The organism is Mesorhizobium sp. RCAM 05104, assembly GCF_059683645.1.
Genome location: NZ_CM185033.1, coordinates 5,170,654 through 5,182,592, shown reverse-complemented (window position 1 = coordinate 5,182,592; position 11,939 = coordinate 5,170,654). Strand labels below are relative to the sequence as shown.

Annotated in this window: 9 protein-coding genes and 1 pseudogene; 5 read left to right on the top strand and 5 right to left on the bottom strand. The window is 63.9% G+C overall.

From position 1 onward, the window contains the following. The first annotated feature begins 8 nt into the window (after positions 1-8). The 5 genes from AC56QP_RS25365 (at position 9) to AC56QP_RS25345 (ending at position 5,222) form a co-directional block, all read left to right on the top strand. Entirely contained in the window at positions 9-848 is an 840-nt protein-coding gene (locus tag AC56QP_RS25365) for an ABC transporter permease (protein WP_489862975.1), read from the top strand. Next, positions 845-1,654: an ABC transporter permease gene (locus AC56QP_RS25360; RefSeq protein ID WP_489862976.1), complete on the top strand. Its 810-nt coding sequence runs from the start codon at positions 845-847 to the stop codon at positions 1,652-1,654. The genes AC56QP_RS25365 and AC56QP_RS25360 overlap by 4 nt, the downstream gene beginning before the upstream one ends. A gap of 46 nt (positions 1,655-1,700) precedes the next feature. Next, entirely contained in the window at positions 1,701-2,720 is a 1,020-nt protein-coding gene (locus AC56QP_RS25355; protein ID WP_489862977.1) for a dimethylarginine dimethylaminohydrolase family protein, read from the top strand. Beyond that, a complete protein-coding gene (locus AC56QP_RS25350) occupies positions 2,721-3,779 on the top strand; it encodes an ABC transporter ATP-binding protein (RefSeq protein ID WP_489862978.1) in 1,059 nt (352 codons plus the stop codon). It begins immediately after the preceding gene. An 81-nt stretch (positions 3,780-3,860) separates the two neighbouring features. After that, positions 3,861-5,222 carry a Xaa-Pro aminopeptidase gene (locus tag AC56QP_RS25345; protein WP_489862979.1) on the top strand — a complete coding sequence of 454 codons (1,362 nt, stop codon included), beginning with the start codon at positions 3,861-3,863 and terminating at the stop codon, positions 5,220-5,222. 44 nt (positions 5,223-5,266) lie between these two features. Here the strand turns inward: AC56QP_RS25345 and AC56QP_RS25340 are convergent. The 5 genes and pseudogenes from AC56QP_RS25340 to AC56QP_RS25320 form a co-directional block, all read right to left on the bottom strand. Further along, positions 5,267-6,863, bottom strand: a pseudogene (locus AC56QP_RS25340) (MBL fold metallo-hydrolase). Positions 6,864-6,874: 11 nt separating this feature from the next. Then, entirely contained in the window at positions 6,875-7,711 is an 837-nt protein-coding gene (locus AC56QP_RS25335) for a universal stress protein (RefSeq protein WP_489862981.1), read from the bottom strand. Between the two features lie 224 nt (positions 7,712-7,935). Continuing rightward, on the bottom strand, positions 7,936-9,288 hold the full coding sequence (locus tag AC56QP_RS25330; protein ID WP_489862982.1) for a ferredoxin reductase family protein: 1,353 nt from the start codon (positions 9,286-9,288) through the stop codon (positions 7,936-7,938). Positions 9,289-9,590: 302 nt separating this feature from the next. Then, positions 9,591-10,694: an AI-2E family transporter gene (locus AC56QP_RS25325; RefSeq protein WP_497108996.1), complete on the bottom strand. Its 1,104-nt coding sequence runs from the start codon at positions 10,692-10,694 to the stop codon at positions 9,591-9,593. A gap of 171 nt (positions 10,695-10,865) precedes the next feature. Further along, positions 10,866-11,702, bottom strand: coding sequence for a universal stress protein (locus AC56QP_RS25320; protein ID WP_497103682.1), 837 nt, complete (start codon positions 11,700-11,702; stop codon positions 10,866-10,868). Positions 11,703-11,939: the final 237 nt, after the last annotated feature.

The following is an 11,939-nucleotide window of genomic DNA, read 5'->3' as shown; positions in this document are numbered from 1 at the left end:
GAAACATCATGACGTCATTCCAGCGTTGGGCCTTCTGCCTGACGGTGCCGGCAGCGCTTTTGACCCTGTGTCTCTACGTGCTGCCCATCCTTCAGGTGCTGGCGCTCAGTTTCACCGAGCCGACCCTCGGCGTCGGCAATTATGTGGCTCTGTTTCAGAACGCCGCGATCGGCCGTGTCGTGCGCACGACCGTCTTCATCGCGGCGGTGACGACAGTGCTTACGATCGTCACGAGCTATGCGGTCGCCTTCGCGCTGGTCCATATGCCGCCGGCGACACGCCGCGTCGCGCTGTTCATGGTCATGGTGCCGTTCTGGATATCGGTGCTGGTGCGCGCCTTTGCCTGGATCACCATCCTGCGCCGGAATGGCGTGCTCAATTCGGCCCTCGTCGCCAGTGGAGCCGTCAGCGAGCCTCTCGACCTCGTCTACAACCAGTTCGGCGTGGTCGTGGGCATGGTGCATTACATGATGCCCTTCGCCATCATGCTGCTCTACGCGAACCTGTCGGAGATCGATCTCAGGATCATCCAGGCGGCGCGATCGCTTGGCGCGCGCCCGGTCACCATCTTCTTTCGTGTCTGGGTGCCGCTCAGCATGCCCGGCCTGGCCATCGCCGGCCTGTTCATCGTCATCTTCTCGCTCGGCTTCCTCGTCACGCCGGCGATCCTGGGCGCCGGTAGGGTGCTGATGGTCGCCGAATACATCTCCGTGCAGATATCCTCGACGCTGCGCTGGGGCGTGGCGACGGCCCTGTCGACGATGCTCCTGCTCGTCGTCGGCATCCTTGTCGCACTGGCCATGCGCAGCCCGGCGTTGCGCTCTGCCTTCGAAGGTGGCCACAAATGACGCCGCGCGCGCGCCATATGCTCGAACGCGCGCTGCCGAAGCTCTTCGCCTGGCTGCTGCTCGCCTTCCTGTTCGTTCCCGTGCTCGTCGTCATTCCCGTGGCGTTGACCGACCGGGACTATCTGTCCCTGCCCAACAACGGCATTTCATTCGATCATTTCGCGACCCTGGCCAATTGGCGCGCGGGCTGGATGCCGAGCATACTCACGAGCCTCGGCATCGCCGTGGCCTCAAGCGTCATAGCGACGACCGTTTCGGCGGCCTTTGCCATAGGGGCCTGGGTCTATGTCGGGCGCTGGCCGTCGATTCTGCGCGTCATTCTGCTTTCGCCGCTGATCGTGCCGCCGATCATCTACGCAGTCGGCATGGTGCGCCTGTGGTCGAAACTGGGGCTTCTCGACACATGGCTTGGTGTCTCGATCGTCCATGTGATCCTCGCGATGCCGCTCGCGGTCCTGGCGATAGGCGCTTCGCTGTCGAACCTCGATCCGAGGCTGGTTCAGGCGGCCCGCTCGCTCGGCGCGCGCCCGGCGACGATCTTCGGCCGCGTCATCCTGCCCAACATCGTGCCGGGCACGGTTGCCGGAGCTATCCTCGCCTTCATCGTCTCCTGGGACGAGATCACGGTGACGTTGTTCATCACCAGCCGGGGCATCGTCACCCTGCCGCGCAAGATCTGGACGAGCATCGCCGATGCCGTCGACCCCGCGCTGGCCGCGATCGCTACCGTCATGCTGGCGGTCACCATCGTCGGCCTCATCCTGCGCATGACCATCTGGGACCGAATTGCCCAGCGCCGGTCATGACACGACCTTCAACAGCTTCGCTTGTTTCAGAAAGGAAATCGAACACATGACTGCCCACAGCGCCGCAATGAGCGAGCACGAATACCGCGAGGCCAAGTTCTTCCAGACCTTCGGTTCCGTCCCAACGCCGGCTTTCCACGACCCGGAAGAGCAGACCCGCGTCTGGGGGCGCCCCTGGGGTTGCAGCAATGATGTCGGCAAGCTGCGCGCCGTGCTGATGCACCGGCCGGGCGACGAGATCAATGTCGTCGACAAGAACAAGCCGATGCCCGAGATCGGCGGCTTCGGCGATCCGGAAAAGGGCTGGTACTTCATGGGCAAGACGCCGCCGGATCTCGCCGCAATGCAGGCCGCCCATGATGCCTTCACCAAGCTGTTGCGGTCCGAGGGCGTCGACGTCATTCTCACCGAGAAGGCTGCGCCCGGCGCCCTCAAGTCGACCTTCTGCCGCGACAGCGTCATCGGCGTGAAGGGCGGCGCGATCGTCACCCGGCTTGCCCGCCGCGCGCGCCGCGGCGAGGAATTGATGGTCACCCAAGCGCTAGCCAAGGCCGGCTGCCCGATCCTCGGCACGCTGCATGGCGAGGCGGTGTTCGAAGGCGGCGGGTTCGCGCTCCTCGACGACAAGACGGCCGTCTGTTCCGTCTCCGTCGCCTGCAACGCCGAGGGCGTGCGACAGGTCGAGATGATCCTCAACAGTCTGGGCGTCGAGCTGATCAAGGTGCCGATGCCCGGCTATCGCATCCACATTGACGGCAGCTTCATGATGATCGACCGGGAGACGGCGATCATCAACATCAACGAGTTGCCCTATGTCTTCATCGACTATCTGAACAAGCGCGGCATGAAGCTGATCGAGTTGCCGCCGGAGGACAACGCCTTCTCTTTGAACTGCCTGGCGATCGCCCCCGGAAGGGTCGTCATGCACGCCACACGCTCGCCGCGATTGGCTGACCGGCTCGATGCCGCCGGCATCGAGATCTTGACGCTGGACTATGAATGCATCGAGCTGAACGGGGGTGGCATTCACTGCTCGACGGGTCCACTCGCCCGGGATCCGATCTGAATGTCCTTTCTCGACGTCCGGAACCTCCGCAAGACCTACGGCTCCGCCGTCGCGCTCGACGGTATCGACCTGTCGATCGAGGCGGGGGAGTTCGTGACCCTGCTCGGCCCTTCGGGGTCGGGCAAGACGACGCTGCTGATGTCGGTCGCCGGGTTCACCAAGCCGGACGAAGGCGCCATCCTGCTGGATGGCGTCGACATCACGCGCGTCGACCCGGAGGAGAGGAATTTCGGGCTGGTCTTTCAGGGCTATGCGCTGTTTCCCCACCTGAACGTCGCGGACAACATCGCCTTCCCCTTGCGGGTCCGCAAATGGGACAAGGCCAGGATCGCCGCGAGGGTGGAAGAGATCCTGACCCTTGTAGGCCTCGACACGCTGGCCGCGCGCAAGCCGCGCGAACTGTCGGGCGGTCAGCAGCAGCGCGTGGCGATCGGCCGCGCGCTGGCCTTCGGGCCGAAGATACTGCTGCTCGACGAACCGCTGTCGGCGCTCGACCGTACGTTGCGCGACACCATGCAACGCGAACTCAAGCGGTTGCATCGGCAAACCGGCGTGACTTTCGTCTATGTTACCCATGACCAGGAGGAAGCCTATGCCATGTCGGACCGCATAGCCGTCTTCCATAATGGCGCAATCGTCCAGGTCGGCACCCCGCGCGACATCTACCGCGCGCCCGCCTCGCGCTTCGTCGCGGGCTTCCTCGGCGGCAACAACATCGTTTCGGCGCGTGCTGTTGATGGCGGGATCGAGCTGTTCGGGAGCCGGGCGCCGATGCCCGCGGGATACGATGCGTCACGGCATGGCCGATCGGTGCTCACGGTCTGGATGCGGCCGGAAGACATCGCCATTGGCGAGCCGCGGCCTGGGGCCATCGCCTTTCCCGCTGTTGTCGCCGACGTGTCCTTCGTCGGCTCGTCCGAGCGCGTGACCGTATCCACCCCGGACGGCCAGGAACTCCTGGTCCTGGCATCCTCGACGGCGGCTCGCGACATCGCCGCCGGTGGCAAGGTCACCTGCAGCGTGCTGCCCGCGAGCATCGGCTTTCTTGCCGATGAATAGGACGGCATCCGTCGCCGGCATACTCAAGTTGACTGTCGGCTTCGGCCGAAATCCGCATTCCCTGACAGATCGAGCGACATGATGACCATCAGCCTTCGCACCGTCGACATCCCCGACTTCGGCATCCCTGTCGAGCGTCCCGCCATTCCGGCCGCGACTTACGAGGCACGTTGCGTCAAGGCGCTTGAGCGCGCCGGCACGGACTGGCTCGCCGTCTATGCCGATCGCGAGCATGCCGCCAATATCGCCTTCCTGACCGGTTTCGAGCCGCGTTTCGAGGAGGCAATCCTGCTGCTCGGCAAATCGGGCCAGCGCATCGTCGTCACCGGCAACGAGAATCTCGGCTATACGCCTATCGCCGGACTGCCTGGGATCATCACCATGCTGGCGCAGTCCCTGAGCCTGATGGCGCAGGACCGCATGCAGAAGCCGGACCTCGTGGCCGTGCTGCGCGAGGCTGGCATCGCGTCGGGCGACAGTGTCGGCCTGGTGGGCTGGAAATATCTCGAGAGGCAAGAATGGTCCGCGCAGCGACCGACCTTCCTCGTGCCGGCCTTCATCGTCGACGCGATCGCTTCGATCGTGCCCGCGTCGTCGATCACCGACGCGACGCCGGTACTGATGCACCAGACCGACGGGCTGCGCGCCGTCGTCGATGCCGATCAAATCGCCGAGGCCGAATGGGGTGCGGCCCGCTCTTCAATGGCCGTGTGGCGTATCCTGAGCGGATTCACGCTCGGCGACACCGAGATGATGGCGGCCTCGCGCATGGGTTATGCCGGCGAGCCGATGAGCTGCCATCCGATGCTTGCGACCAATGATGCATCCGGCCAGGTGATGGGCTTGCGCAGTCCTACGGCCCGGGTGCCTAAGCGTGGTGACGGCGCCACCACGGCGGTCGGCTACTGGGGCGGGCTGACCGCCCGAGGCGGCCTGATCGCCGAGCATGACGACACATTCCTGGAGGTGGCCAAGGCCTATTTCCGCGGCCTGATCGCCTGGTACGAGACGGCTGGCATTGGTGCCGAGGGCGGCGCGATCCATGAGGCGGTGATTTCGACCCTGGCACGTGGCAAGTTGCGCCCAGCCCTCAATCCCGGCCATCTCGTCGGTCTCGACGAGTGGATGAACTCGCCGATCCGTCCCGGTTCGACCGAACGCATCGTCTCCGGCATGCCGTTCCAGGTCGACATCATACCCGTGCCGATGCCCGATGGATGGACGCTCAATTGCGAGGACGCGGTGACCTTCGCCGATGCCGGTCTGCGTGCCGAAATCACACGGCGTCATCCGGCGCTGGCGAAGCGGTTCGAGGCGCGCCGCCGGTTTGTCGCCGAGCGGATCGGCATCATGGTGAAGGAGGATATCCTGCTGCTGTCCGCCGTCCCGCTCTGCTTGCCACCCTTCTGGCTTGCCAGCGCCAAGCTTCTAGGCCGCGACTGAGGCCGATGATCTCGCGCGCCAATCGGTTCATGTTCGAGCAGCCTCTACGGACCGTCGGTTTCAAGCGCGCGCCGCATTCGTCTGATGACGGCGGCGCGCCCTCGGTCGTCGGCCGCGGCATTGACCACCTCGGTGACGTCGAGGAGAAGCTTTGAGAGATCATTGTGCCAGTCAAGGCGGGCAATCTTCTCCGGCTTCAGGCGGCGCGGCTCATTGACGTCGATCGGCAAACAGCCTCCGGGTGTCAATTGGAAAGCATCGTCCAGCCTCGGCGTGATGATCCTGTCGTCGGGGATCAAGCCTGCGAGCCCTGCGCGCAGGCCACCGAGTCCAGCTTCCTCGCCATGCGTCAGGAACACCGCCTGCTTCACCGGACTTCGGGCCTTGACCCAAGCGACCAGTTCGCCGGCGTCGGCGTGGCCGGAATAAAGGTCGAACAGGCTGATACGCGCCTTGACCTCGACCTCCTCGCCCTGAATGCGCACGCGCCGCGCGCCGTCGAGCAGGATCCTGCCAAGCGACCCCTGGGCCTGGTACCCGGCCATCATCACCGTGGCGTTCCTGCGCCACAGGTTTGCCTTGAGATGATGACGAATGCGCCCCGCGTCGCACATGCCGCTGGCGGCGATCACCACGAAGAAGCCGGTCAGGCGGTTGATCGCCTTGCTTTGTTCGACGGTTTCGGTGAAGCGCAGTTGGGGTGAACCGAGAGCCTGACGCAGCACGTCGCCCTGTTCGATGTCGTCGGCATGCCGCTCGAATATCGCGCTGGCCCGGGTCGCCAGCGGCGAGTCGACGAAGATCGAGGCTGTGGGCACCTCTCCTGACTTCATGAGCTGGTAGAGGTCCACCAGCAGTTCCTGTGTCCGCTCGACGGCGAAGGAGGGAACGATAAGGGGGCCGCTCGCCTCGGCAGCGCCGCGCACCACGTCGCCGAGCATGGATCGCCGCTGTTCCGGCGAGACATCCGGGCGGTCCCGGTCGCCATAGGTCGATTCTGCAGACGAGATAGTCGACACCAGCCGGACCCTCCGGATCGGTTTGCAGCAGCTTGTGCCCGGGTCCAATATCGCCTGAAAACAACAGGCGCATCGGTGTGTCCTGAGGATCGAGATCGATCTCAAGCTCGACCGAGGCGGAACCGAGCAGATGGCCGGCGTTCCAGAAGCGGGCGCGAAGGCCCTCGGCGACAGCGGTCCATTCGCCATATTCCAGGGCCCGGAACAAGGTCATGCATGCGGCGGCATCCTGGAGCCTGTAGATCGGCTCGACCTGCGGCAGCCCGCGCTGCGCGTTGCGACGGTTCAGATGTTCCACCTCCGTCTCCTGGATATGGGCGGCATCCGGCAGCATGACCGAGCAAAGGTCGATCGTGGCCCTGGTCGTATGGATCGGACCAGAAAAACCCTGCTTGACCAGCTTCGGCAGAAGTCCGCTGTGGTCGATATGCGCATGCGTCAGGATGACGGCGTCAACCGCCTCCGGCGGGAACGGGAACGCGCCATAGTTCAATGCCCGCTCGGACTTCGACCCCTGGAAGAGGCCGCAGTCGATGAGAATCCGCGCGCGCGGCGTTTCGATCTCATAGCAAGAGCCGGTAACGCCGTGGGCGGCGCCGTGGCAGCGTAGAATGGGATTCATGCCACCGATCCCTAATGCGACAGCAGGACAGGCAGGCGCAGGTCGGCTAGGACACCCTCCGTTGCGCCGCCGAGCACGAAGTCCCTGACCCGCGAATGGCCATATCCACCCATGACGAGCAGCTTGCCGCCGATCTTGAGAGCATGCTCCTGGAGAGCGACGCCGATCGAACGATCGCCAGCCTGGATCGACGCGGCATCGACCGTCAGCCCGCGCATCCTCAGGCCCTCGGCAAGGCGTTCGCCGATATCCTTTCCAGGCAGCGGCTTTTCGTCGGTCGCGCTGACGATGGTTACCCTCGAGGCCCGCTCCAGGAACGGCCGTGCGTCGGCGACGGCCCTTGCCGCCACGCGGCTGCCGTCCCAGGCGATGACGACATGGCCAAGCACACCGACATCCGTTGCGTCGGGAAGAAGGAGCGTCGGCCGGCCGGCACCGAACAGTATGGCCTCGGCGGTCATGCGCGCCGCCGGATTGTCAGCTGCCAGGCCGACAAGACAGAGATCGAAGTAGCGGCACTGGTTTGCGGCAACATCGCCCATCAGGGCCGGCGCCGCCGCGATCTCTTGCGTGGTCAGGGCCACCGCGCCTTGTGAGGCCTCCTTGGCCACGGCCTCCAGCAAGGTCTTGCCATTGTTGCGGCTGGTCGCCTCGACCTCCCGGATCTTGCTAGGGAGATCGAGCAAATAGCGTGACAACGCGTTCGAGACGTCGGGAATATCGACGTTGACGGCGATTGCATGAAGCGTCGCGTCAAGCTGCTTCACGACGGCAACCGAGTTCGCGGCAATGGCCGGGGAGTTCGCATCTGGATAGGTCGCCAGACAGAGGGTTGCCATAAGCTTCATTGGATTTCGCCTCCGTTGCCGCAGGGCCAAACGGCCACCGTTCGCAACATTCCTAGCCGCCATGGACGAGTCGGGCTTTGATCCACCGCAAAAATGCGTCCCTGCGGCGGTCAGGTCACCGACGGATGGTCGTGAGTTCATGCGGTATGCGAACAGCCCCTCCTCCCCGACAGACCGTCAAGAATACCGCTTCTGCCGGACTGGAGAGAAGCTTGCGATCACCCTTATCTCATGGCGAACAGTTCCTGATGAAACCGTTCCTCCACGGGCAACCCGTGCGCGGCAAAATCCTTGCGCAGGGCCTCGCCGAAGCCCGTGGGACCGCAGAACCAGATGCTGGCCGCGTGCCATTCCGGCACTTCGGCCCGGATGCGGTCGCCAGTCAGGAGCCCGTCGCGAGTGTCGACCAGGACATGCAGGCTGATGTTCGCGGCCTCGGCGTCTGCTTTCAGCTTGGCGATGGCTGTCTCGTCATAGTCGGCGGTCGTATGAAACAGGTCGATCGCCAGTGAGGGCCGATCCGGCTTCGCATGCCGCTCCAGCGCGATGTGCTTCATGCCGGCAATGAACGGCGTGATGCCGATGCCGCCACCGATCCAGATTTGTCGGGGCTGGCCGTTGTCGAAGTCGAAACAGCCATATGGCCCCTCGATCTTTACAGCTTGCCCGATGTGCAGCTTTTCGCGCAACCGGCTGGTGTGGTCTCCCAGTTCCTTGGTAACAAAGGTGATCCTGCGATCCTTGTCGTTCCAGCCCGAGGCGATGGTGTAGGGGTGCGCGCCTTCGGAACTGTCCGATGTCGCGAAGGCGAACTGACCGGGCCTGTGGCCGGGCCATCCGTGCGGCACCTCGATCTCGGTCTCGAGAGCTCGTACGCCAGGATAGTAGTGAAGCGAGGCGATCCTGCCCTGAACCTTCCGGCTGGCACCGACGCGACGAAGCAACACGATCGCCGCCGCATAGGTGCCCGCCGCCAGGAGCAGCGCCATCACCACGCCAATCGGCGAGGTCCAGTAGCTGAACTCGGTCAGCACGACCGCGTGGAAAACCAGAACAAGATAGGCGACAGCGAGAAGGCGGTGTGTCTTGTAGAAGAGCCGGTAGGGAAAATACTTGATCAGCGCCAAGGCGATCAGCAGCACGGCGGCATAAAATACCCATTCGCCCAGCCCTTCCGCGGAACCGCGCAAGCTCATGAAGAACGCCTCGACCGGGTTTTCGACGGCTGGCCTTTCGCCGCGTGCCGGACGCTCCAGCCAGCCCCACCCGACCGCCCATTTCGGCCCCTGGCTCCAGAGCCAGTGCACCACGGAGCCAACCAATGCCGCGATGCCGAGCCACTTGTGCAAGCGGTACATCTTGTCCAACCCGCCGAACCACCGTTCCGGCCAGCGCGGACGCAGCGCCAGGACCATCGCGACGCTCATCACGCCCATGGCGATGACACCGCTGTACTGGACCATTGCACCGCGAAGAGCCATGAAACTCTCCGGTTGGAATACCGAAGGTTCGGCAGCCAGCCATAGAACGCTCAGCAATGCCAGCAGGCCCCAGAATGCAATCTTGATGTGCCGCATGGCGCTCGACGTCTTTCCCGGCAGGTCAGAGCTTACGTCTCGCGCCGTACAGAGCAGGTGTCATTGACATCGATCAAGCGCCGCCACGGCTGGCATGCGCGACTGCCGAACGATCTGTTTCGACCCTGCGTGGGCAGGCCCGAAGACGGGGCCTATCTGGACAAGTTCCTCGCCAGTACGCCGGATAAAAAAACGCGTCGAGGCCTTGCTTCCAAGCGAGGGCCTTTCCTTCCGCCGCTCCGAGAACCGTGAAGCCATCGCCCACGCATCGGCTTCCATGCAGCTTGGGATGCAACGGGCGCTCAGTCGGCTCCAGCCTGATGCGATAGCTCTGTGTCGCCTCCTGAGACCGACCCGGTCTTGGGTTGGTCGTTCAATCGCTTCTTGAGGATGTCGATGAGGCTGCTGGCGACGGCTATTGCCGCGGGGCCGAGGACGAGCCCGGATGCTCCGAACAGGACGACGCCGCCGACCGCGCCAATGAAGGCTACCACCGTGTGGAGCCGCAACCGGTTCCCGACAAGCATCGGATAGAGCAGATTGTCGATGCCGGCGACGATGACGCCGCCCCACAGGGCCAGTGTCACGGCGCTGGCCCAAGCCCCCTCCAGCGCGAGATAGATAGCCGCCGGCACCCAGATCACGAACGCGCCCAGTACAGGCACGATGGCCAGAAGTCCCATCACCAAGCCCCAGAAGACCGGAGTGGGCAAGCCGAGCCACCAGAACATCAGGCCGCCCAGAGTCCCCTGCACGGCGGCGACGAACACAGTGCCGAGAAGGGTCGCATGTACGGTTTCGGCAAAGCGGGACAAGATATAGGCCGTCTCCGGCGCGTCCAGGGGTGAGAGGCTCTCGACGCCTCGAAGGGCCTGTTGGCGATCCCGCAGAAAATAGAACAACAGGTAGAATGTCAGGACAAACATCACGACCTGATTGATCGAACCGCGCAACAGCGACGTGCTTTGTCCCGTCAGCCATTGTGCGAACGCGGCGACCGATCCGGCCGGATCGAGCCGGTCCTCGATCCACACGACAATGGCCGAAAGCGTGGGATAGTTCGACACGAAGCCATCCGCGTTCCAACCACGAATGACCCCCTCGAGATAGGTGGCTCCGTTTATCGCCTCTCGAACAATCTGCTGCGCTACGAAGACCAGCGGCAAGCCCACGGCGACCGCCGCAACGCTTACTGATATGAGTGCGGCCAGGGTTCGATTTCCGAGCCGTCCCTCGACCCATCGATGGGCCGGATAAAGGACGATTGCCAGCACGAGCGCCCAGGTCAGTGCGGGCAAGAACGGCAGAGCCAGCAGGTAGCAGACATACAGGCAGATCGCCGTCGCGGCCAGGACACCGAGCAATCTCAATTGCTTCCTGTCGGGTATCTGTTTCATGTCGGACATCTGTCTCAGCTTTGGCATCTCTCGCCGTCTCGCAGGTAAGCGAGCCTACCGGGTTTCCCAACAAAGGGGCAACTTCCATGCCTCACGGCGGAGCTGCCGTCGGCGGGCAGGCCAATGTATCGACCACGGAAACCGACAAACGACCATGAACAACGCGTCAGCACGCTCGGTTCAGTGTGAGAAGAGCACCGGCAGCCTGAGATCATCGAGCACATCCTCGGTTGCCCCACCCAACACGAAGTCGCGAATGACAGAATGGCCATAACCGCCCATCACCAACAGATTGGCCCCGCGCTCAAGCGCCTGCACCTGCAGGCCGATCCCGACCGGGCGGTCTTCAATGTCGATGGCGGCCGCTTCGGCGGCCAGCCCTCTCCTCCTGAGCCCCCCGGCCAGGCGCTCGGCGCCATCTTCTTCCGTAAGCGGCTTCTCGTCGACGATGGTGAACACGGTGATCCTGGACGCCCTTTCAAGGAAGGGCTTTGCGTCCGCGACCGCGCGCGCCGCAACGCGGCTCCCATCCCAGGCGATGGCAACATGACCGATCGTTCCGATGGTCAGTGCCTCCGGCAAGAGGATGGCGGGACGGCCGGAACCGAACATGACGGCTTCCGCCGTCGCCCGTGAAGTCGAGTTGCCGGTTTCCCATCCGTGCAGCGAGATATCGTAATACCGTGCCTCCATCGCCGCGGCTTCGCCAGTCAGCAACAGCGCGGCCGACGACACGCCAGTCGTCAGCTTCACCGGTTTCTTCGCGGCTTCTTCACGAATCTTCTCAAGCAGGTGCTCGCCGCGCCGGCGGCTCGCCGCTTCGGCCTCGCGGATGAGCTCCGGCAATTTGGGCAGTAGCCGCGACATGACGGTCGAGGCGTTTGAGATATGGGCGCTGATAACTTCGGCATGAAGTTCAGCGCCCAAATATGCCGCAATCGCCGTCGCGTTGGATGCGATCGCATCCGAGTTGCTGTCAGGGTATGTGACAAGAGGGAGAAACGCCTGCAATTTCACGGGTCAAACCTTGATTGGATCGACGGCAACGAGTGCGTGGCGCCGTCGAAGACCCACAGTTAGGCCTTATCGGCCGCGAGCCTTTGATATGGCTCAAATCGGCCGGCTTGAGGCAACATCGAAGCGCCGCGGCGAACGATGTCCGCGCCCAGGCAGTTCAGGCCCCCCACGATTGACGCGGATCAAGGCCGTCGCGGCGGCTCTCTGTTTTGGCTTCGTGAAAATCAGCCACCCCAA

What these genes read in the sequence shown, in the direction of transcription:
- AC56QP_RS25365 (WP_489862975.1), top strand. Translation starts at nt 9, where the DNA reads ATGACGTCATTCCAGCGTTGGGCCTTCTGCCTGACGGTGCCGGCAGCG.
- AC56QP_RS25360 (WP_489862976.1), top strand. Translation starts at nt 845, where the DNA reads ATGACGCCGCGCGCGCGCCATATGCTCGAACGCGCGCTGCCGAAGCTC.
- AC56QP_RS25355 (WP_489862977.1), top strand. Translation starts at nt 1,701, where the DNA reads ATGACTGCCCACAGCGCCGCAATGAGCGAGCACGAATACCGCGAGGCC.
- AC56QP_RS25350 (WP_489862978.1), top strand. Translation starts at nt 2,721, where the DNA reads ATGTCCTTTCTCGACGTCCGGAACCTCCGCAAGACCTACGGCTCCGCC.
- AC56QP_RS25345 (WP_489862979.1), top strand. Translation starts at nt 3,861, where the DNA reads ATGACCATCAGCCTTCGCACCGTCGACATCCCCGACTTCGGCATCCCT.
- AC56QP_RS25335 (WP_489862981.1), bottom strand. Translation starts at nt 7,711, where the DNA reads ATGAAGCTTATGGCAACCCTCTGTCTGGCGACCTATCCAGATGCGAAC.
- AC56QP_RS25330 (WP_489862982.1), bottom strand. Translation starts at nt 9,288, where the DNA reads ATGCGGCACATCAAGATTGCATTCTGGGGCCTGCTGGCATTGCTGAGC.
- AC56QP_RS25325 (WP_497108996.1), bottom strand. Translation starts at nt 10,694, where the DNA reads ATGTCCGACATGAAACAGATACCCGACAGGAAGCAATTGAGATTGCTC.